Genomic DNA, 22,089 nt, shown 5'->3' on the forward strand with positions numbered 1-22,089 from the left:
AAAAATGAGCCAGCATCTTTAAAGTTTACTTAGAAAATTTTAGTCTATGTTTTTCACTAGGATCCACCCGGTGTATTTAATTGGAGTTTTGTCTTTGTTTGGCTCATTCCAATTGATATGATACCAGTAAGTTCCTGTTATCAATTTCTTATCAAAATGTCTGCCGTCCCACTTATAATTGTTGAACTTATCTCCCGTGAAGATTTTATTGCCATATCTGTCATAGATCGTAAACGAAAGATTGTCTTTATAAGCCAGCTCGCTGTAATCGATGACGTCGTTTTTATTATCCCCGTTCGGTGTGATTGCGTTAATAAGATTTGGTACGGTAACTTCTACAGAGATTGGTGTACAGTTGTAAGCATCTTTTACATAGAATATATGCTGGCCTCTGGAAAGCCCTGTGAATACATTAGAATCCTGCCAGTTTGTAGGAGTATCTGCTGCATACTGGTAAGGCGCTTTTCCGCCAGTTACGTGTACCGTTACTGTGTTATTAGAAATTTCAATTTCTTTAATTACCGGATCTTCTGCTTTTTTAACTTTTACAAATTGCTTCACGAAGCACCCACTATCTTCAAGAATTACCCAGTAATCTCCCACTGAAATGTTTTGTATTGACTGAGTAGTTGCTCCTGTATTCCATTCATAAGAAGCATATCCTGGTCCTGCGTCAAGGCTTGTTCTTGCATCAATACAGATTGTTTTATCTACCAAGACTGATGATCTTTTTGGAGGAATTACTTTTAAATTAACTTTCGCGATAGCATAGCATCCATTGCTGTTATAAACCCTTACATAAGCAGTCCCGTTTCCTGAAATATAAGCATTTGCATTCAGGATCTCATTTGTTCCATTGCTTGCATCAACAAAAGTAGGATAGTATTTTTTAGTAATTGGAGCTTCGGAAGAAAATACTGCAATAGTAAGATCAAAAGAAGCCTTTGTTTCATCCATTTCAAGGAAACATTCGCTTAAGGTAGCTTCATTCACTACCGGTGTAGGAAGGAATTCTAGTATGATTTTTGCATTTCCTACACAACCTTCATTAGTTGTTACTTTTACATATACTACACCTGCTGCAGAAAGATAGTTCGTAGGATTGTTGATCATATTTGTTCCTGCATTAAGGTCTGCTAAAGTAGGATAGAAATTCTTTACTACAGGATTATATGACGTAACGACAGCTGTTGTAAGATCAAAGAATCCTTTTCCATCATATTGACAAGTTTTGATTGTAGCATCATTTAAAACAAATGGAACAACATTTAAGTTTAATGTTACATGTTCACAATCAATAAACTCAGAAGCGTTTCCGCAGAACTGATAAACAATCTGGTCAGCACCTAAATACCCAGGATTTGGAATATAAGTGATCTGCCCTGTTGATGGGTTCAGGGTAGCTGTTCCGTGTGTTGGGTAAGTAAGAATTGCTACTGTACTTGCTACCGGAGTCTGTGATGTATTGAATGAGAAAGTAGGTGTAATTACTTTAGTAGCACATGCATTTAATGAAGCAGTTGTATTTTTAACACAAGAGAATACCTTATAAATTGGAGTTGTAACAGGAGGACAAGTTCCCATAGTTACTTTTACGGTGTAGTTACCTGCTTGTGTAGGTGTATAAACAGCTTGTGTAGCCCCTGAAATAGCAACTCCGTTCAGATACCATTGGTAGGTTTCAAAACTGTCATCCACTTCCAGTACGATTCCCGGTACACAATCTCCTGATTGTTTTGCAATAACAGGGATTGACGAGAATCCTGCAAAATATCCACCATATCCTACAGCACCACTACCTCCGGCAATACCTGCAGTAACGGCTTTTGTAGAGTTTACAGTCACATTCCCGGCTAACCCTGGGATGGAATAAGATACCCAGGCCGTAGTTCCTGTCACAGGATAAGGTCCCTGTGCAGTAGTAGGTGTGGTTGCCGGACCGCCATTGGTGCTATAAGTCACTGTAGCACCCGCTTCTGTTAAGATATTTAATTTAATATCAGGGCTGGGGTTTCCGTTAAGGTCATTAATAAATGCGATTTCTTCAATTTTCCTTGGCAGGAAGCAGTTCAAAGGCGGGATATAGTTGTATCCCAATGTTGCAATACTTGTTGCAATACCGGCAAGAAGCTGGTAAACATAAACATTTTTACTTGTTTTGATGTACATATTATAATGTCCGTTACCCTGATCTATGTAGTTAACGTTATTAGCCGGTGTTGCATTATTAGGGCCGTTTACTCTGTAGAACTGCCCTTCGTTAAGAGTTGCTACTACCGGGCCGCCGTTGATCTGTATTTCTGTATTATTTTCAGTGGCAATGATTAAGGCATCTTCCATCTGGGCTGTAACGTTACCATTTCCTTTTACAAGAACAAACTCGCTGCCTAATCTGTCCACAGGAACAGACTGGTCCATGATAATATCAGAGTTTCCGCCAACCGATCCCCAGGAAAACTGTCCGTTGAAGTTCCCGTTTGTTAAAGAAATAGGTTTGTCAGATTCAATCTTTGCTCCGATGAATCCTGATGAGTTTCCGGATTGATTTCCACGTCCTTCAATGATATAAGATTGTCCTTTGTTCAGCGTAAAAGACATAGAAGGTGTTGTAGCACCTGTTGTCCCGTTTGAAAATATGACTCCTGCAGAGTATCCTGAAACCGTAATTACGGTATTGTCTTCAGTTGCCAAGATCCCTGCCATAAAGTTATAGATACTTCCTCCGCCTACATCGGTGATAGGAGCAGCAGCGGCATAGAATTTTTTACCGATACCCGCTTTTCCTTTAGAAGTCAGGATTTCACCGTGGCTGGGAATTGAAAATCTAAGATTAGCATAATAAGGTTTTTGCCCTTTCGTATAAAGTCCTTTGGTAATAGGGGTGAAAAGGTCTGCCTGCGACGTGGTGATAATATTTTCTACAGGAACCACGAAGACTTTTGGATCTCCTTTACTGATGGTAACAGTACCAATTGGAGCATTATTGTTGTAAATAGTTACTTCAAATGGAGTGGTAGAATCGGTAGAGAAATAAATAGACTGGCTGTTTGTTCCTCCGGACAAACCTGTTCTGTTCATCATCGGTGCAAACCAATGTTCTGTATCTCTTTGTGCAAAGAGGGTGTTAATCGTCAAAAAAACTAATATTAAGCTGAGTAGAAATCTTTTCATATATTAGGAATTAGGATTTCTACAAATTTAGTACAAAATTCTAAATACTGTTAATAGGTTATAAATAAAGTTAAAATTTTATTCGCGATTTTTTATTAATATCCAACCTGAATAAGAAACCGAAAGTTTGGTATCTGGTTCGATCCATCTCAATAAATACCAGTAAGTTCCGGTAGCCTTCCATTTAGCTTTCCGTCCCAGATATAATTTTTGTCCGCTGACCTGTAAACGAGCGCTCCGTAACGGTCGACAACTTCTATCGAAACATCCTGCTTTATCCTCAGATCAGAATAGTTTAAAACGCCATTAATTCCGTCATTATTCGGGGTGATGGCATTAATAAGATTTAGCACTAAAAATTCTTTGATCACAGGAGTACATCCGTCTGCTCCCAGAACATAAACGATGTGCATTCCTCTTGATAAGCCTGTAAAGACGTTCGAAGCCTGATAATCAATTCCATTTAAAGAATACTGATAAGGCGGAGTTCCTCCTGAAGCAAAAACAGTAGCATTATATCCTAACACTTCAATTCTGTTAATTGTTGGAGCCTGAGTTGTCGTCACATTTACATACTGACGATAAATACAGCCGTTAAATCCTAAATCCACATAATAGCTTCCCGCACCTACGCTCATTAACTCCTGTATTTGCGGATACCCTTGCTAATAACTGATAAACATAAATATTCTTATTGGAAGAAATTCCCATATTGTAATTAATCCGGTGAAATAAAAAAATCCCGGTGAAAAATCACCGGGATTGATATTTTTAATCTGGAAAAGATTATAAGCTTACTCTTACAAATCCTGTTACTTTCAAATCTCCGTTTGCAGACTTTACATAGTCAGCAACTGACATGCTTGCATCTTTAATGAAATCTTGGTGTACCAAAGTGTTGTCTTTGTAGAATCTCTGCATTTTACCTTTAAGGATATTATCAATAATGTTTGCAGGCTTACCTTCTTCAGTAAGTTTGTGTCTTTCGATTTCTAATTCTCTGTCGATAGTTTCCTGAGAAACAGCAGTTTCGTCAAGAGCGATTGGGTTCATCGCAGCAACCTGCATAGAAACAGACTTAGCAGCTTCATCGGCTCCGTCTACTTTAGCAGAAAGAGATGTGATAGCAGCGATTTTGTTTCCTGCGTGGATGTAAGCTCCTAAGAAAGGCCCTGTAATTCTTTCGAATGCGCCGATTTCAATTTTTTCACCGATAACACCTGTCTGCTCAACTAATTTCTCAGCAACAGTAATACCGTGGAAATCTGTAGCTAAAAGCTCTTCTTTAGTAGCCGCGAAGATTGCCATTTCTGCCAGTTCATAAGCCAGTTCAATGAAAGCTTCGTTTTTCGCAACGAAGTCAGTCTCGCAATTTAAAGAAATAACAGCACCTAGTGTGTTATCTTCGTTTACTCTTGCGATTACTGCCCCTTCAGTGGATTCTCTGTCAGCTCTGTTAGCTGCTACTTTTTGTCCTTTTTTTCTAAGGATATCTACTGCTTTTTCGAAATCTCCTTCAGCTTCTACTAAAGCTTTTTTGCAGTCCATCATACCTGCACCTGTCTGGTTTCTCAATTTTGCTACGTCTGCAGCAGCTGGTGTATAAGACATAATATCTATTTATTTTTTTATTTAAGATTAGTAATAATTTTTAGCTTAATTTTAAAGCAGTGCAAAGATAATGATTTTAATGATAAACTAAAAAAGGACTTTTTGCGTTATTGGTATATTTAATAATTTTAAATGATTAATTAATGAAAAAAATATTTCTCCTTATATTTTTATGCATTTTTACTCTAGGCTTTTCGCAAAAAAAGAAAAAAGCGAAATCTAAAGCTATTGTCGAAAAGGAAACTGTTATCATTTATACCGAAAGCGATGCAGAAGCCACTACGGAAGCAAGAGTGATTGCAGGCTTCCTAAAACAAAATCCCGGGCATGCCAAAACAGAGTATTTCAAAAAGAAGCTGATTCAGATGATCATGGCGAATAATTCTCCAGAGGCCAAACCTACAATAAAGCCTTTAAACGAAGAGAAAGTAAAGCAAATGGTTCTGGAAAGCAACAGCCTGAACAATGCTAAAACTATTGCAGCTAATACAGGCTCCGCAGTTCCAGAAAGAACAGTAAACTATGCAAGCGTTGCAGGAACAAGCAAAAAAGGATCTGGGCCGAGCGAGCAAAACAAAAGGACTGCAGCAATGCTTACCCACATGTTCAACAACGACCCGATGGATAAAGAAGCTTACATTAATATCAAAAACAGATCAAAATGTAACCTAATTGTAAAGATTACAGGAAAAAAATATTACAATCTGGATGTTCCTGCCAACGGGCAAAACTTCCTTTTGGTGGAAAAAGGAGAATATGTTTTAACAACAATGGTTTGTGATGCTAAATATTCTTCTATAAAAAAAATCAATAAGGATATTGAGCTTGAGCTGAATTTGAGGGATGAGTAATAATTATAAATAAAATAATACTTAAAAAAACGGTTAAGAAAAATTTCTTAACCGTTTTTTTTTAAGTTACTAAGATTTTTTATTATTAAATTTGTAATAAAAGCGATAACCGAATGAAAAAAATCCTATCTTTTTTATTTGTATTCTATTTTTCCGTCTCTACATTTGCCCAATTGGATAGGGAACATTGGTTTGCACCCATGGTAGACCGTACCGGAAACCCAAACCCCAATCAGAAACTATATCTTTCAACCAACCGTACGACACCGTTTCCGGTAAGTATTTATAATAATAATGTTTTAATTGCAACCGTTAATATAAGCAAAGGGAATCCTCAAAAAATTGATATCCCAAGAAACTTCATCATTACTACCCTACAAACAGACCTCTTTACGCCAGGTACTAAGGGTCTTTATGTAAAAGCAGAATTCCCTTTTTATGCTAACCTAAGATTCTCGGTATACAATCACGCAGAGATTATTACATCAAAAGGGATCTCTTCCACAGGGAAATTATTTTATGTTGCCCACGCACCTATTACGGTGATCAACCCTATTCTGAACTTCATGACGAGTATTCTTGCGACAGAAGACAATACCGTGGTTACTGTATCAGGATATAAGCCTACCGTACAGTTTTCTAACGGGACAAACGGGACAACAACTCCATCTATGACTTTTACCTTAAATAAAGGACAATCCTACATCATCGACGGAAGCGGAAGCATCAGCGGGAATGCCGATGGTTTTATCGGATCCAAAATTACAGCCACAAAACCAGTGAATGTCACCAACGGGAATTTTAACGGACAATATGCCGGAAATTTTCCTTCCAGCTCGGATATTCTAATGGATCAGGCTGTTCCTGTGGACAGATTAGGAAACGAATTTGCCCTTGTAAAAGGGAACGGAAGCCTTACTTCAAACATGGAAGGCGCCCTTGTAATAGCCACAGAAAACAATACGGAAGTCCTAGTAAATGATGAAATCACGCCTGTAGCAGTTTTAAATACAGGAGAGTATTTCAAGATACCATCTTCTAAATATCAGCTTCAGGGAAATAATCATTATAATTTATATATAAAAACAACTAAAAACGCATATATTTACCAGCTTCTCGCAGGAAATGCCGACTCTACGGGCAATGAGATAGCAACAGGTGGGTTTAATTTTATTCCGGCCCTTAACTGCTATTTGCCAAAACAAATTAATGAGCTTGGGCTTATTGATGAAAATTATGTGTTTTCCAATGGTAACCCTGCCGGAATTCTGAATATTCCTACAAAATTAAATTTAATAACTGAAAAAGGTGCCGCCGTTACCGTAAATGGAGTTACTCCTCCTGCTTCCACCGGACCTTTCAACGTGACCGGGACCAACAACTGGGTAACCTATGGCATTCCGAATACTACAGGAACCATTACCGTGGTTTCTTCCAAAGCAATTACAGCCGGGATTAATGCAGGAAGTGATGCTATAGGCTATGGAGGATTCTTTGCGGGATTCTCGACTCAGCCCGCGATCCTGAAATCTGGAGGTGATTGTATCCCGGGAATTGTACTTACTGTAGATCCTATTATTTATGATACTTATCAATGGTATGTTAACGGCACGCTTATTCCGGGCGCTACTTCTTCCTCAATAACACCAACGCAGTCGGGATACTACACTTGCTCTATAACGATGGGAAGCTGCGCACCTTTGGTAACGGAACAATTTAAGGTACTAAACTGTACAAAGTTGTCTACAGCAAGCTACGATGCCTGTACCTCAAAAATCATTATACCTGCTTTTTCAAGCTCTGCACAGACACCTGTTCCTTCAACGGTTTCTATTGTTACAGCCCCTACTCTGGGTACTGCCGTGGTCAACCCTACAACCGGTGTGATTACCTATACCGTCACCACTCCGGGGACTACAGGAACTGATACTTTCACATATACTTTCTGCGGAAATGACGTCAATTTCCCAGATTGTGAAACAGTGACCGTAACCATGAACATCCAGGCGTTAATCGTGAATAATGCTACATTAACTACATGTAATAATAACGGAACAGGGCAGGGTACTTTTAATTTAACGACAGCAAACGTAACAAGTAATTCTCCGGTAACGATCACTTATTATCCGAGCTTAATTGATGCCCAGAACGAAAACCCTGCAGCTTTAATTACCAATCCTTCAGCTTATAATGCTGCCAACGGAACCCTAGTTTATGCCGTGGTTGCCAATGCGATCGGGTGTAAAAGCATTGTAAATATTACGCTTAACTTATTCCCTTTTGCAGAAGTCTCTTCCAATTATACGACAACACTTTGTGATGAAAATGTAGACGGCTCCGTGAATGTGATTTTATCAGATATCACGCCGCTTGTTTTAGCAAATTCAACTTACTTTACCGGAGTAAGATATTATGCCAATTTAACAGATGCTAATGCCGGAAATACAAATGTACTTCCTAACAACTGGTCATACAGCACCACAACGACTATTTACATCAGAGTAGATTCCCCGGACAGCTGCCCTCCCGTGATCAAACCGCTTATTTTTAACGTTTCTCCAAAGCTGCCTTTGATAAGAACGACCTATCCTGTAACAGTCTGTGACGATGATCTGGATGGTATAAAATCAATGAATCTACTATCTTATATCAATTTATATACTACAGATCCTCTGGTGACAGTGAGTTTCCATGGAACTTTGACCGATGCGCAAAATGACCAGGCTCCGATAGGAAACCCGATGAATATTACGGGGACTCAAACCGTTTACATTAGATTTGAAAAAGCCGGGGCATGTCCGAATATTGCTTCAATTACAATAACGATTAAAGTTCCGAAACATTCAGCGGTTTTATTTGATAAAGTAATTTGCAGTAAGGCATTGACCACACTGAATGCAGGTCCTGGATTTGACAGCTATCTTTGGAGCACCGGAGCCACTACACCTTCTATTTCCAACGTACCGGCAGGAAGCTATTGGGTAGATCTTACCTCAGTCGGATGTACATACAGGCAACATGTAAACGTTACAGAATCAACACTTCCTGTGATCACCCTGATCGAGATCAACGGAAATACAGTGACTGTAGGTGCCAGCGGTGGAACCCCTCCTTATCAGTATTCGCTAGATGGAATAAACTGGCAGGATTCTAATGTTTTCACCAATGTTCCAAGAGGAAATCATACTCTTTATCTACGTGATTCTAACCAGTGTGAGGATATTACAAGAACTTTCGTGATTATAAATCTGATCAATACCATTACCCCAAATTTTGACGGGTATAATGACGCCATCGATTATTCTGCTTTAATGAATAATGATAATATACAGTTCAGAATTTTCGACAGATATGGAGCCGAAGTTTTCAAGGGAAGCCCTACCAACCGATTTATCTGGGACGGAAAAATCATCGGAAGACCCATCAATACAGCAACTTACTGGTATTTTTTAAGTTGGACAGAATTTGGAGGAACCACTACCGTGAAATATACGAGCTGGCTTCTGGTAAAAAACTATTGATCTTCCTAGGCTAAAAGAGACACAAAAGTTTTCCAATATTAAATGAATTTATTTAAGTATCCCAAAATATTGGTAAAAACCTTATATCTTTTGTAATAAAAGATAATCTTATCCTATTGTGCATTTAGAGCAAAGACTCATAAGATGGAAATTTCAAATAATTCTAAAAGGATTTTACTCCCAGAATATAGGTTTAAAAATGCAAAAATATTGTATAATTATCTCTTTTTACGAAAAATCCATTTTTATATTTTTATAATCAACTGATTATCAATTCACATGAGTAGAACCCCTGATACAAAACAAGTAATCTTATAACATTCCTTAACAATTTTATAGTAAAGTTTAATATAACTTTAACCGTTTTCGCTACCAAATCAGGTATAAACTGATGCTTTTCTGCGTAATTTTGTCACATTATATGAAGAAGCTATTCACCTTATTGCTGTTGGTTTTTCTGGCAAAAATTAACGCTCAAATATATTCTGGAGAAGTTTTTTTGAGAGATAACTCAGTATTATATCTCAACCAGGTATATGTCACCAATCTTACTACTCAAAAAACGGTACTCACCGATTACAATGGTGATTTTAATCTGCCCTCAAATCCGGGAGATATTATTCGTTTTACCTCTATTGTTACAGAAAGGAAGGATATTAAACTTACTTCTCAAATGCTCGGACCAAAAAATTTAATAGAATTAAAAATAGCTTACCGTGAAATTCAGGAAGTGGTTCTTAGCAGATTCAAGCCTACTGGAAATCTGAGGTATGATGTGAACGCCTTGAAAAAAGAAGATAAAGGTCTGGCCATCAAAAAAGTAATCGGCCTGCCGGAACCAAAAGGGGACGGAACACCTCCACAACTTCCTGTCGCAGGATTGAGAGATGGTGGGCTTACCTTCAGCCTGGAAAGCATTTACGATATCCTGTCCGGCGAGAGAAAGAAAAAGCAACGATATATGGCTTATGAAAGAATGAATAATTCTATTACCCAGATAAAAAATTATTTAGGAAAAGACTATTTTACAAAATTTAAAATTCCTGAGAATTTAATTGATAATTTCCTGCAATTCGTCTATACTTCTGAAAATATTGAATCCTATGTCATGATTGGAAATTTTGAAGCTATAAAGCTTCCTATTGAGAAGTATCTCCCTATTTATCAGCGGAGACTAAGGAATTCTCACCTGCAGGAGGTTCTAAAATAGGAAAACAATCTAAACAAATAAAAATGTATCTGTAATTTTCTACAGGTACATTTTTTATTAATAATTGTTTAATTTTAAAGAAAATTCAGTGTTTAAAATAAAAAAAACGTATTTTCGTTATCATCTTAGACACTAAAAAACAATAACCAGACACCAAACACAATAAAAGGAAAAAAATATTTATATTTTTAAACTTAATATTAGTGAATGAAAAAGATACTTCGACTCTTTAGTGCCTTATTATTTATAAATTTTTCTGCCCAGAAAAAAGGGAAGGACTATAGTGACATCTTAAAAAGTAAAAATATTTATGAGATTAATGCTTTTTTGAGAGATGCACACCCTGATGATCCCCGAAGATCTGTTCTGAAACCTCGCGTCATGGATATGATGAAGGAATATATCAAAAACGCGCAGCCCGGGGACACTAAAGTAAAGCAAATGCAAGACTGGCTTGCCATGCTAAAAAGAAGACCTTCTACAAAGATATCTTTCGAAGAAATGAATGCTATCATCAAGCAGAAACAGATAGCAAAATACCAAAAAGAGCTTCAGATGGGGCAAGCTGCTGTCGTATACACCCCAAGTACATCAAAAAACGTATATGTAGCTCCCAGCACTCCTGAGGTGGCAATACCTTCTGCCGCAATTCCTGATTCGGAATCTTCTGAGTTCAATATGCTGATGGCAGAGAATCCGGTAGAGCATAAAAATAAAACAGTAAAAATTCTTAATTCTCTTTTTGATAATGATCCTTATGCAAAGGAATGTATCGTTATGATTGAAAACAAATCCGATTGCAATATCATTGTAAGGATAGAAGGAGTTGGAACTACAAAATACAGGCTTCCTGTTCCTGCTCACGGCGATAATTCTATTGTGGTCCAAAAAGGAGATTACCTTTTCACTAGCATTGTATGTGGAGCGCAATATGCTTCTCAAAAAACCATTCAGAAACCCATAATGGTAGCATTAGGAAGTTCCGGAAAGAAATAAACTTCATATATAGATTTTTTTCATTATTAAAAATGAGATATTTGTATAAATTTTGCTAATTTTGCTGGATTTAAATCATGGGTAAAAATAAATTAGCAAGATTCGCAGAAAACAAAATATTACCAAACGTTATACAGCCTACAAGAGAGGAAGCTTTAAATGGCTTTGAACTTAAAGGAAAATGGCGCTCAGCCTTTTTTAAGAATGAATATCCCATCGTTCTGGAACTTGGCTGTGGAAAAGGTGAATATTCCGTAGGCCTTGCCAAAACCTTCCGTGAGAAAAATTTTATCGGTATTGATATCAAAGGAGCAAGATTCTGGTTTGGAGCTAAAGAAGCGGTGGAAAGCGGAATAAATAATGTTGCTTTTTTAAGAAGCCAGATAGAGCTTGTAGATTCTTTTTTTGGAGATAACGAAGTAGATGAAATCTGGATTACGTTCCCGGATCCGCAGATCAAATACAAACGTACAAAACACAGGCTGACACATCCGGATTTCCTGAACAGGTATAAAAAATTCCTGAAACCTGGTGGTATCGTACATCTAAAGACAGATTCCGAATTCCTTCACGGATACACTTTAGGGTTACTGCAAGGGCTTGGTTACGAAATACTTACAGCACATCATGATATTTATGGTGCTTTAGAATATGATCCAAAAACCGAACATTTACGAGATATCAAAACCTATTATGAGGAATTATTTTCTGCAAAAGGGAAAACCATTACCTACATTAAATTTAAAATTAATTAAACCATAACAACAAGATGATCAAAAATTTAAACTCCCAAAAACTCTATTTTAAGCTTTAACGTTAAAGCATTCTCACCAGTAGATACTGATTTGTTACTATACTCTACTAATACGTATCCCTACTTGTCAAAACACACACTCTAAAAAGAATAAGATTTAATTTATTAACAAATTCCCACTTGTATGAAAAAAAAATTTTTGTTTAGTTTAATATTAATAACACTTATTTCTTGCAGCACAAGTAAAAATGCCCAAAAGAATGAAAATATTCTTGAAAGTAAGAGCATAACTGAAATCGAAAACTTTCTAAAGACGGCCCATCCTGATGATCCAAAAAGAAGAATATTAAAATCTAAACTTATCGCTTTAAAAAATTCTGAATGGATAAAAGGAAGAAAAGATGCTAAACCGATGGAAGCAAGACCAATTATTTCCGAAATCCCAAGTAGCGTACTGAAAAATTCGAATTCAGCTGAAGCTGAAGAGTTTAAGCGACTTATTGCATCCACCTCAAAAGAACACCAGCAAAAAACAGTAAACCTGCTGAATGCAATGTTTAATGAAGACATTAGCAGCAAGGAGGTAATTCTTCTATTTAAAAACCATTCTGACTGTAATCTTGTTCTAAGAATTCAAGGAAAAGATTTCTATAATATGGCAGTCCCTGCAAAGGGCGAAAATTTTATAGTCATTAATAAAGGTACTTATATATTAACCAGCAATGTCTGTGATGTGATATATTCTTCTAAGAAAGAAATTAATAAAAGTATTTTTGTGACAATTAGCAACCCTGAACAAGTGGATCATAAAAATGCTTTAGAAAAAAAGTAAAAAGTTTAAATTTACGGGAAGAAATTTTATATGAGAAAAAAATTGCTCTTATACGTAAGTTTTGTTATTGCATTTTTGGAAAACTGCGAGACGACCCACTACAGAACAACAGCAGACAGCCCTGTTAGAAGGTCTTATCCTATTTCAAATACAGGAAACAGGGCAACAACCTCAGCCTCACAGACTGAATTAGAATATCAGGCTTTGGTAAAAACTTATAAATCAGAAACAGCAGAGGTTTTAACAGACCTTTTGAATAATCCGTCACCGGATGATCCTAAAACATCTATTACTGTAGAAAATAAATCCAGATGTAATATGGTATTGACTATAAGTGGTAATAATTATTTTAAGAAAATCCCGATTGGGACAAACAAAATAGCTGGTGTAATGGTTCCCAAAAACCAAAATTATAATTTTTCCGGAATGCTCTGCAACTCGATTTATCAGAAAACAAAATTCATTACAAGCACCTATAACATAACCCTTTCAAATTAATAACATAAAAAACTCTGAACTAATAAAAGTTCAGAGTTTTTTATGTTATTGAAAATCCTTAATTATTCAGCATCGAAATCTGCATCTTTATCAGCAGAGACCACTTCTCCTTCTTCTTTAGATTTTTCTTTATCTGCTTTTCTTTGAGATTGCCCTTCTTTGATAGCCTCAGAAACTACATTAAGGATCATATCAATAGATTTAGAAGCATCATCGTTTCCTGGGATAACGAAGTCTACTTTTCTTGGGTCAGAGTTTGTATCAACAATACCGAAAACTGGAATACCTAATTTCTTAGCTTCAGTTACAGCGATGTGTTCTCTTAAAATATCAACTACGAATACAGCAGACGGAAGTCTCACCATGTCAGCGATAGAACCTAAGTTCTTCTCAAGATTAGCTCTTTGTCTGTCTACCTGTAATCTTTCTTTTTTAGATAAAGTTTCGAAAGTTCCATCTTTTTTCATTTTGTCGATGGAGTTCATTTTCTTTACTGCCTTTCTGATAGTAACGAAATTCGTTAACATACCCCCAGGCCATCTTTCTGTAATATAAGGCATATTAAGTTCAGCAGCATGCTTAGCAACTACCTCTTTCGCTTGCTTTTTTGTAGCTACGAAAAGAACTTTTTTACCTGCAGAAGTTAATTTTTCTAAAGCGTTACAAGCTTCATCCAATTTAACAGCTGTTTTATGTAAGTCTACAATGTGAATACCATTTTTCTCCATAAAAATGTATGGAGCCATATTTGGGTTCCACTTTCTAGTCATGTGACCGAAGTGTACGCCAGCCTCTAGAAGGTCTTTTACATTTGCTTTTGCCATGTTTTTTGTTTTTGTTAGTTTACTTTCCGTCTTTTAAACAATCAACAACTTCTTTAGATGGGAGAAGTGTTTGGATGCTAAACGTAACGGGCAATTTTTTTGTTTAGATAAATAGATTTTAGATATAAGACAACAGACTGAAAAAATTCTGAAATCTGAAATCCTGTATCTGAAGTCTGAAAATTAACGTTTTGAGAATTGGAATCTCTTTCTTGCTTTTTTCTGACCTGGTTTCTTTCTTTCCACCATTCTTGCGTCTCTTGTAAGTAAACCAGCTGGTTTCAAAGCTAATCTGAATTCAGCATTGATTTCGCATAAAGCTCTTGAAATACCTAATCTGATCGCTTCTGCCTGACCAGTATTTCCTCCACCGAATACATTTACGGTAACGTCATACTGACCAACAGTTTCAGAAAGGATGAACGGTTGGTTTAGTTTGTAAACCATCACATCTGTAGAGAAATATTCTTTAGCATCTTTACCGTTTACTGTAATGTTACCAGTTCCCGGCTTTACATAAACCCTAGCTACAGAAGTTTTTCTTCTTCCGATTTTGTGAACTATAGACATATTAATTATTTAAATTCGTTAACATTAATTGTTTTAGGCTGTTGAGCTTCATGTTTGTGCTCAGTTCCTTCATATAAGTAAAGATTCTTAAGAATAGCAGCTCCAAGTCTGTTTTTAGGCAACATTCCTTTTACTGATTTTTCCAATACTTTTAAAGAATCTTTCTTCTGAAGTTCAGCCGCAGTCATAGACTTTTGACCTCCAGGGTATCCTGTATGCCAGATATAAGTCTTATCGTTCCACTTGTTTCCGGAAAGAGTTACTTTCCCAGCATTCAAAACGATTACGTTATCACCACAATCTACGTGAGGTGTGTAATTCGTCTTGTGCTTACCTCTCAAAATCTTTGCAACCGTAGAAGCTAATCTACCTAACGGCTGTCCTTCAGCGTCTACCACAACCCATTCTTTATTTGCAGTAGCTTTGTTCGCTGAAACAGTTTTGTAACTTAATGTATTCACACGTTTTAGTTAAAGATTAAACATAATTTCCCCTTAATAGGGTGCGCAAAGGTACAAATATTTTTTATAATGCAAAAACTTATTTTTAAATTGTATCCCTGACGTAAGTTTTGCTTAAACGATTCGACAAATTTTATCTATTCAGATTATTTTTGGCATAAATATTGTGAAAGTGTTTCCGATGAAAAAATATTTTAGAAGATTCTAAAAACACTGGTGATAAAGTTAAGAGTTAATTACATATTAGCTCTTGCTTTATTATCTTTTCCAAAAGCTTTATAGAAAGACTTATCAAAACAATTTATAATACTTCCATATAATCCGCAAAGAAAACTGATATTAATTTTAAATTTAGAAAATAATATAGTCTTCTCTGAAATAATTATATTTGATCAAAATCTTATAAAACTATGAGCCACGGGAAACTAAGAGACGAAAAAAAATGTTTGAATTGCGGACATTCGGTAGAAGAAAGATTTTGCTCCCATTGCGGGCAGGAAAATATCGAGCCTAAACAACCTTTCCATTATCTTTTTACTCATTTTATTGAGGATTTTACACATTACGACGGACAGTTCTGGAAAACAATGAAATATTTATTATTTCGTCCCGGAAAACTGACCAAAGAATATCTCGCAGGAAAAAGACAAGTCTATGTAGCTCCTGTAAAGCTTTATATTTTTGTAAGTTTTATAACGTTTCTGCTTCCTTCTTTATTTTCAAGCTCAGAAGAAGAACAGGAGCAAAATAAAAAGACTTATGCAGCCAAAAAAACTGAAGAAAAAGCACAAGAAGAAAAGATTACAAGACTTACTGACAGCTTAAAACACGAGTTTACAAAGAATCAATTAATAAAAGACAGGCAAGCGCCGAAAGATAAAGACATAAAAATAACGGAAGTCAACGGCAATGATATCGAGACAGACGCTTTAGGAGAAACCAGAGATGGAAAAATAAGTGTTCTCGGGGCTACAAATATGAAACAATTTGATTCTCTGGACGCTAAAAATATACGGAATCAAAGTATTTTTGATTTCATGAGACCTTTCGCAAAAAAGGTGTTTTACTTACAGGAAGAGGGCCTGAGCAGAGATCAGATTTTTGATAAATTTACGGATACTATTGTGCATACGCTTCCAAAGGCATTGTTTGTTTATCTTCCGATATTCGCTTTCTTTCTTTGGATTTTCCATAACAAAAAGAAATGGTGGTTTTTTGATCATGGAATATTCACCCTGCATTATTTTTCATTTTTGCTATTAGGAACTCTTATTTTAATATTTTTCTCGAGATTGATGAATCTTTTTCCAAATTATGGAATCTTAGCATTATTAAATGTACTTGTTAATACGGTCGCCGTTTTATATATGTCATTTTACTTTTTCGTGGCCCATCATAGAGTCTATGAAAGCTCCAGAACGATGAGTGTTTTTAAGGGAATATTCTTATTCCTTGTTAATTTCGTCGGAATTATCTGTATGTTTTTAATCCTAATGTATATAAGCTTTATTATGATGCACTAATTACGGAGGGTTTTATTGGCCCTGAAACTTGCAATTAAATAATAGGCCACAAAAACCGTAGAAAACTTCAGTATAGAAGGAATTGCCAGCTCAAGATTGAACACCAAAATACCGACAAGCACTAAAATACCCATCGCCACAAAAGACAACCCCAGTTTTTGAGGTAATGTAAAATTGGGAGTATCCAGATAATATGCTATTCCCCAGGCAAAACCGAAAGCTACTGCATAATAAATATCAAGACCTAAATTTTCCGAATTATAAAAAAAATAATTGATCAAAAAACTTATAACCGTTCCCAATGCAAAATATAGCAGAGCCTTTTTCATAATAAATAATTATGATACAAAAGTAGAGATTTTAAATTGAGCATTTTAAGTATTTTATATTAAATAACTCAATTGCTTATCCCAGACTTATTTACAGAAAAATCTAACAAATGTTTGTTACGTAGGGAAACACTTAATTCTTAAAAGCAAATTAATCCATTGAAAATCATTAAATTAAAAACAATTAAACGGTTGTTATATTATTATTATATTTGGAAACTCAGAAATTTTCTAGATTTTTTATGGAAACCCAAAAATATACTCCAAAAAATAAAGTCAGAATCGTAACAGCCGCTTCGTTATTCGACGGTCACGATGCTGCAATCAACATCATGCGTCGTGTGATTCAGGGAACAGGATGCGAAGTTATCCACCTTGGACACGACAAATCTGCAGAGGAAGTTGTCAATACAGCCATCCAGGAAGATGCCAACGCGATTGCCCTTACTTCTTATCAGGGTGGTCACAACGAATATTTTAAATATATCTACGATCTTTTAAGAGAGAAAAACTCTCCGCAAATTAAAATTTTCGGTGGCGGTGGCGGTGTAATCCTTCCAGAAGAAATTAAAGATCTCATGTCTTACGGAATCGACAGAATTTATTCTCCGGACGACGGCCGTGAACTTGGTTTGCAGGGAATGATCGACGATTTGGTTCAGAGATCAGACTTTGCAACAGGTAAGGATGCTACTGCAAACGATTTGGATTCAATTCAATTTGAAAATCCGACAAGCATTGCAAAAATTATTTCAGCAGTTGAAAACTTTTCAGAAGAAAAACCAGAATTGGTTGCAGCTATCGATGAAAAATCAAAAGATTTAAATATTCCAATCATCGGTATCACAGGTACTGGTGGAGCTGGAAAATCTTCATTAACAGACGAATTAGTGAGACGTTTCTTACGTTCAAATACAGATAAAAAAATTGCTATCATCTCCATTGATCCTTCGAAAAAGAAAACGGGAGGAGCGCTTTTGGGTGACAGAATTCGTATGAATGCGATCAATGATCCGCGAGTTTATATGCGTTCTATGGCGACGAGAGAAAACAACGTTTCCGTTTCTCCGTTCATCCATTCTGCGTTGAATGTGTTGAAATTAGCTCATCCAGATGTAATTATTTTGGAAACTTCGGGTATCGGACAATCAGGTTCGGAAGTTTCAGATTTTGCTGATGTTTCAATGTACGTAATGACTCCTGAATACGGAGCTTCTACACAATTGGAAAAAATCGACATGCTAGATTATGCGGATTTAGTAGCTTTAAATAAATCTGACAAAAGAGGAGCTCTTGATGCTCTTCAAGCAGTAAGAAAGCAGTTCCAGAGAAACCATTTATTATGGGAACAGCCATTGGATAAAATGCCGGTTTACGCAACAAAAGCATCTCAGTTCAACGATCACGGAACGACTGAATTATACAACAGATTGGTTTCTAAAGTCAACGATAAATTTGCTGGTTTAAATTTACAAGGTTTTGTTGAACAGGAAATAACTGATGAAGTAACGATCATTCCTCCGAAAAGAGTTCGTTACCTTTCTGAAATCGTTGAAAACAATAGACAATATGATGCCAACATTGAAAAGCAAGCTGAATTAGCAAGAACAATGTATCATATTGATGGCGTTAAAAAAATCATTTCCAATGAAGTTTTGGACGCTGAATATCAAAAAGCAGAAAAAGAACTTCAACAGGAAAATATCGACTTCCTGAAAACCTGGGACGATACGAAAAAAGCTTTCCATGAGGAATTTTACTCCTATTTTGTAAGAGGAAAAGAAATTAAGGTTGAAACCTCAACAGAATCTTTGTCTCATTTAAGAATTCCGAAAATTGCACTACCAAAATATAACGACTGGGGCGATCTGATCAAATGGAAAGGCCAGGAAAATCTTCCGGGAAGCTTCCCTTACACTGCAGGAATTTATCCTTTCAAAAGAACAGGTGAAGATCCAACAAGAATGTTCGCAGGAGAAGGAGGACCTGAAAGAACCAACAGAAGATTTCACTACGTTTCTGCGGAAATGCCTGCAAAACGTTTATCTACAGCTTTTGACTCAGTAACATTATACGGACAGGACCCTGCTTTACCTCCGGATATTTATGGTAAAATCGGAAATGCAGGAGTTTCAATTGCAACACTGGATGATGCTAAAAAACTATATTCAGGTTTTGATTTGGTAAATGCATTGACTTCGGTTTCAATGACAATTAACGGACCAGCGCCGATGTTGTTGGCTTTCTTTATGAATGCAGCCATTGACCAAAATGTTGAAAAATATATTGCTGAAAATAAGCTTGAGGCTAAGGTTGAGGAAGTTTTAAAAGCAAAATTTGACGATAAAGGTTTAGCAAGACCAAAATATAATGGAGAATTGCCACCTTCGAATAATGGTTTAGGTTTAAAACTATTAGGAATCACAGGAGATGAAGTCATTCCTGCTAATATTTATGCTGAAATTAAAGCTAAAACCATCGCAACCGTTCGTGGAACTGTTCAGGCAGATATTTTAAAAGAAGACCAAGCTCAAAACACTTGTATTTTCTCTACTGAATTTGCATTGAGACTGATGGGTGATGTTCAGGAATATTTCATTAAAGAAAAAGTAAGAAACTTCTATTCTGTTTCAATCTCAGGTTATCATATTGCAGAAGCGGGAGCCAATCCGGTTTCTCAGTTGGCATTTACATTGGCAAATGGTTTCACCTATGTGGAGTATTATTTGTCTAGAGGAATGGACATCAACGATTTTGCACCAAACTTATCTTTCTTCTTCTCAAACGGTATCGACCCTGAATATTCGGTAATCGGACGTGTAGCAAGAAGAATCTGGGCAAAAGCAATGAAACTGAAATACGGAGCCGACGAAAGAAGCCAGATGTTAAAATACCACATTCAGACTTCTGGACGTTCACTTCATGCTCAAGAGATTGATTTTAATGACATTAGAACGACTTTACAAGCACTTTACGCCATCTATGACAACTGTAATTCATTGCATACGAATGCTTATGACGAGGCAATTACAACTCCGACTGAGCAATCTGTAAGAAGAGCGATGGCAATTCAGTTGATTATTAATAAAGAATTAGGTCTAGCGAAAAACGAAAATCCGCTTCAAGGCTCATTTATTATTGAAGAGCTGACAGATTTAGTAGAAGAAGCAGTTTATTCAGAATTCGATAGAATCACAGAAAGAGGCGGGGTTCTTGGTGCAATGGAAACAATGTATCAACGTTCAAAAATTCAGGAAGAATCGATGCACTATGAATGGCTGAAACATACCGGAGAATATCCTATCATAGGGGTAAATACTTTCTTAGGAAAAGACGGTTCGCCAACGGTGCTTCCAGGAGAAGTCATCCGTTCAACCGAAGAGGAAAAACAGGCTCAAATCGAGTTTCTTCACAATTTCCAGAAAGCCAATGAAGGAAAATCTGAAGAAGCCTTAAAGCAATTACAGCACGCAGCAATCAATCAGCAGAACTTATTCGAAGTCATGATGGATGCTGTGAAGTATTGTTCGCTAGGGCAGATTACCAATGCGCTTTTTGAAGTGGGCGGTAAATACAGACGTAATATGTAATTTTAGACATACCAAAACTTCAAGGTTTTATCAAGTTTTGTAATCTAATTTCAATATAATAAAAACTAACAATCTGACCTTTTATGAAATTAAGAGGTTTTTTCTTATTTTCGATAGATAACAAATGCTAAACATTTATTTTTTTACATCAAATGATTAAAAAAGCACTTCATATTTTACTATTATTCATTATTTTTATTGATTTTATTTCCTGCCAGAAAGAAATTAAGGTAAAAAAAATAAACAAATCAGCCATCGTAGACAGTACGATTACAGCATTCGAAAAAAACCTTTTAAAAAATCAAATTGATTCAGTATTTAAAAAATATAATTTTAATGGAAGTGTTGCTGTTTTTAAAGATTCTGTTGAGCTCTATAGAAAAAGCCAGGGCTATTCAGATTTTAAAAACAAAATAAAAATTGACAACAATACCATTTTTGCCATAGGTTCCGTAAGCAAACAATTTACAGCAACCCTAATTTTACTTCAAATGGAACAAGGAAAGTTATCTGTTAATGATAAGGTTTCCAAATACTTACACGAATTTCAGAATAAAGATTATGAAAACATCACTATTCATCAGCTTCTTAATCATACTTCCGGGCTGAATACGTTAGGCGGAAAGCTTATGTTTAAAAGTGGTTCTGATTTTTTCTATTCAAATGATGGTTTTAATTCATTAGGAAGAATTGTAGAAAAAGTTTCAGGTAAATCTTATGATGAAAATATTCTTGAGCTTTTCAGAAAAATTGGGATGAAGCACTCTTCTACGGGAACGTCTTTTAAAGGAAAAAATTTCGCAGGAGCCTATTTAGGTAATAAAAATGTTTACGAAAAAATCCAAAATATGCCGGAAAGATTGGGAAATAAGGAAATCGGAGTTCCCGCTGGAGGAATTCTTTCAACCATTGACGACATCCATACCTGGAACACAGCCTTATATGGAGGTAAGATTTTAAACCCTGAAACCTTATGGAAATTTGAATCCAAAAGCGCGGAAAGACATCATCCCGTGTTTGGGAAAATGGGTTATGGTTATGGAATTATGACTAATATCGGAAAACCGAATCTTTATTTCCACAGCGGTTATATCAAAGGTTCACCCTCGCTCAACATTTATTATCCCTATACAAAAACATCCGTTATTATTTTATCCAATATTGCTGATGAAGAAAAAGAGAAAAACTTAATATTTAAACCTCATATGGAAATAAAGGAAATTGCGGATGCTATAGAAAATTCAATGGTTCAAATGAAAAACTGAATAAATAAGCATACAGTAAAAGATTAGTTTATTATCTTTAAATCATAACAAAATTTATGAAAACCAGTATTTCACAACTATAC

At 36.0% G+C, this 22,089-nt stretch carries 17 protein-coding genes; 10 read left to right on the forward strand and 7 right to left on the reverse strand.

Annotation, left to right across the window (positions count from 1 at the left end; translation table 11 throughout):
• Positions 1-39: 39 nt before the first annotated feature.
• The 3 genes from BW926_RS02575 to tsf all read right to left on the reverse strand — a co-directional run bounded on the left by BW926_RS02575 (position 40) and on the right by tsf (position 4,782).
• The gene (locus BW926_RS02575; RefSeq protein ID WP_076443895.1) at positions 40-3,171 is read right to left on the reverse strand and encodes a T9SS type B sorting domain-containing protein; all 3,132 of its coding nucleotides are present in this window, start codon (positions 3,169-3,171) and stop codon (positions 40-42) included.
• Between the two features lie 149 nt (positions 3,172-3,320).
• Positions 3,321-3,809, reverse strand: a complete 489-nt coding sequence (locus BW926_RS02580) for a T9SS type B sorting domain-containing protein (RefSeq protein WP_076443897.1) — start codon at positions 3,807-3,809, stop codon at positions 3,321-3,323.
• Between the two features lie 148 nt (positions 3,810-3,957).
• Positions 3,958-4,782 (reverse strand): translation elongation factor Ts, encoded by an 825-nt coding sequence (gene tsf / locus BW926_RS02585; RefSeq protein ID WP_076443899.1) that lies wholly within the window; start codon positions 4,780-4,782, stop codon positions 3,958-3,960.
• 143 nt (positions 4,783-4,925) lie between these two features.
• Between tsf and BW926_RS02590 the strand changes: the two genes are divergently transcribed.
• The 7 genes from BW926_RS02590 to BW926_RS02620 all read left to right on the forward strand — a co-directional run bounded on the left by BW926_RS02590 (position 4,926) and on the right by BW926_RS02620 (position 13,444).
• Positions 4,926-5,633 (forward strand): DUF6759 domain-containing protein, encoded by a 708-nt coding sequence (locus BW926_RS02590; RefSeq protein ID WP_076443901.1) that lies wholly within the window; start codon positions 4,926-4,928, stop codon positions 5,631-5,633.
• Between the two features lie 113 nt (positions 5,634-5,746).
• Complete coding sequence (locus BW926_RS02595) at positions 5,747-9,154, forward strand: T9SS type B sorting domain-containing protein (protein WP_076443903.1); 3,408 nt, start codon at positions 5,747-5,749, stop codon at positions 9,152-9,154.
• Positions 9,155-9,575: 421 nt separating this feature from the next.
• Positions 9,576-10,364 (forward strand): hypothetical protein, encoded by a 789-nt coding sequence (locus tag BW926_RS02600; RefSeq protein ID WP_076443905.1) that lies wholly within the window; start codon positions 9,576-9,578, stop codon positions 10,362-10,364.
• Between the two features lie 207 nt (positions 10,365-10,571).
• Complete coding sequence (locus tag BW926_RS02605) at positions 10,572-11,360, forward strand: DUF6759 domain-containing protein (RefSeq protein WP_076443907.1); 789 nt, start codon at positions 10,572-10,574, stop codon at positions 11,358-11,360.
• A gap of 77 nt (positions 11,361-11,437) precedes the next feature.
• Positions 11,438-12,115, forward strand: coding sequence for a tRNA (guanosine(46)-N7)-methyltransferase TrmB (gene trmB, locus BW926_RS02610; RefSeq protein WP_076443909.1), 678 nt, complete (start codon positions 11,438-11,440; stop codon positions 12,113-12,115).
• Between the two features lie 183 nt (positions 12,116-12,298).
• Positions 12,299-12,946, forward strand: a complete 648-nt coding sequence (locus BW926_RS02615; protein ID WP_076443911.1) for a DUF6759 domain-containing protein — start codon at positions 12,299-12,301, stop codon at positions 12,944-12,946.
• A 30-nt stretch (positions 12,947-12,976) separates the two neighbouring features.
• Positions 12,977-13,444 carry a DUF6759 domain-containing protein gene (locus BW926_RS02620; protein ID WP_076443913.1) on the forward strand — a complete coding sequence of 156 codons (468 nt, stop codon included), beginning with the start codon at positions 12,977-12,979 and terminating at the stop codon, positions 13,442-13,444.
• A gap of 62 nt (positions 13,445-13,506) precedes the next feature.
• Here the strand turns inward: BW926_RS02620 and rpsB are convergent, their stop codons facing one another.
• The 3 genes from rpsB to rplM all read right to left on the reverse strand — a co-directional run bounded on the left by rpsB (position 13,507) and on the right by rplM (position 15,299).
• On the reverse strand, positions 13,507-14,268 hold the full coding sequence (gene rpsB / locus BW926_RS02625; protein ID WP_076443915.1) for a 30S ribosomal protein S2: 762 nt from the start codon (positions 14,266-14,268) through the stop codon (positions 13,507-13,509).
• Between the two features lie 183 nt (positions 14,269-14,451).
• Positions 14,452-14,838: a 30S ribosomal protein S9 gene (gene rpsI, locus BW926_RS02630; RefSeq protein ID WP_076443917.1), complete on the reverse strand. Its 387-nt coding sequence runs from the start codon at positions 14,836-14,838 to the stop codon at positions 14,452-14,454.
• 5 nt (positions 14,839-14,843) lie between these two features.
• Positions 14,844-15,299, reverse strand: a complete 456-nt coding sequence (gene rplM / locus BW926_RS02635; RefSeq protein ID WP_027381190.1) for a 50S ribosomal protein L13 — start codon at positions 15,297-15,299, stop codon at positions 14,844-14,846.
• A gap of 410 nt (positions 15,300-15,709) precedes the next feature.
• On the opposite strand from rplM, the gene BW926_RS02640 reads away from it, so the two are divergent.
• Positions 15,710-16,822: a DUF3667 domain-containing protein gene (locus tag BW926_RS02640; RefSeq protein ID WP_076443919.1), complete on the forward strand. Its 1,113-nt coding sequence runs from the start codon at positions 15,710-15,712 to the stop codon at positions 16,820-16,822.
• Here the strand turns inward: BW926_RS02640 and BW926_RS02645 are convergent.
• On the reverse strand, positions 16,819-17,151 hold the full coding sequence (locus BW926_RS02645) for a hypothetical protein (protein ID WP_076443921.1): 333 nt from the start codon (positions 17,149-17,151) through the stop codon (positions 16,819-16,821). The genes BW926_RS02640 and BW926_RS02645 overlap by 4 nt on opposite strands.
• A gap of 242 nt (positions 17,152-17,393) precedes the next feature.
• Between BW926_RS02645 and BW926_RS02650 the strand changes: the two genes are divergently transcribed.
• Entirely contained in the window at positions 17,394-20,741 is a 3,348-nt protein-coding gene (locus BW926_RS02650) for a methylmalonyl-CoA mutase family protein (RefSeq protein ID WP_076443923.1), read from the forward strand.
• Positions 20,742-20,893: 152 nt separating this feature from the next.
• On the forward strand, positions 20,894-22,006 hold the full coding sequence (locus BW926_RS02655; protein ID WP_076443925.1) for a serine hydrolase domain-containing protein: 1,113 nt from the start codon (positions 20,894-20,896) through the stop codon (positions 22,004-22,006).
• Positions 22,007-22,089: the final 83 nt, after the last annotated feature.

The organism is Chryseobacterium sp. RU37D (assembly GCF_900156075.1).
Taxonomy (GTDB): domain Bacteria; phylum Bacteroidota; class Bacteroidia; order Flavobacteriales; family Weeksellaceae; genus Chryseobacterium.

Bases quoted from the DNA above. Each gene is read 5' to 3' on its own strand.
- BW926_RS02605 (WP_076443907.1), top strand. From the start codon at position 10,572: ATGAAAAAGATACTTCGACTCTTTAGTGCCTTATTATTTATAAATTTT.
- BW926_RS02640 (WP_076443919.1), top strand. From the start codon at position 15,710: ATGAGCCACGGGAAACTAAGAGACGAAAAAAAATGTTTGAATTGCGGA.
- BW926_RS02615 (WP_076443911.1), top strand. From the start codon at position 12,299: ATGAAAAAAAAATTTTTGTTTAGTTTAATATTAATAACACTTATTTCT.
- BW926_RS02645 (WP_076443921.1), bottom strand. From the start codon at position 17,151: ATGAAAAAGGCTCTGCTATATTTTGCATTGGGAACGGTTATAAGTTTT.
- trmB (WP_076443909.1), top strand. From the start codon at position 11,438: ATGGGTAAAAATAAATTAGCAAGATTCGCAGAAAACAAAATATTACCA.
- tsf (WP_076443899.1), bottom strand. From the start codon at position 4,782: ATGTCTTATACACCAGCTGCTGCAGACGTAGCAAAATTGAGAAACCAG.
- rpsB (WP_076443915.1), bottom strand. From the start codon at position 14,268: ATGGCAAAAGCAAATGTAAAAGACCTTCTAGAGGCTGGCGTACACTTC.
- BW926_RS02595 (WP_076443903.1), top strand. From the start codon at position 5,747: ATGAAAAAAATCCTATCTTTTTTATTTGTATTCTATTTTTCCGTCTCT.
- BW926_RS02620 (WP_076443913.1), top strand. From the start codon at position 12,977: ATGAGAAAAAAATTGCTCTTATACGTAAGTTTTGTTATTGCATTTTTG.
- BW926_RS02590 (WP_076443901.1), top strand. From the start codon at position 4,926: ATGAAAAAAATATTTCTCCTTATATTTTTATGCATTTTTACTCTAGGC.
- BW926_RS02580 (WP_076443897.1), bottom strand. From the start codon at position 3,809: ATGAGCGTAGGTGCGGGAAGCTATTATGTGGATTTAGGATTTAACGGC.
- BW926_RS02600 (WP_076443905.1), top strand. From the start codon at position 9,576: ATGAAGAAGCTATTCACCTTATTGCTGTTGGTTTTTCTGGCAAAAATT.
- BW926_RS02575 (WP_076443895.1), bottom strand. From the start codon at position 3,171: ATGAAAAGATTTCTACTCAGCTTAATATTAGTTTTTTTGACGATTAAC.
- BW926_RS02650 (WP_076443923.1), top strand. From the start codon at position 17,394: ATGGAAACCCAAAAATATACTCCAAAAAATAAAGTCAGAATCGTAACA.
- BW926_RS02655 (WP_076443925.1), top strand. From the start codon at position 20,894: ATGATTAAAAAAGCACTTCATATTTTACTATTATTCATTATTTTTATT.
- rpsI (WP_076443917.1), bottom strand. From the start codon at position 14,838: ATGTCTATAGTTCACAAAATCGGAAGAAGAAAAACTTCTGTAGCTAGG.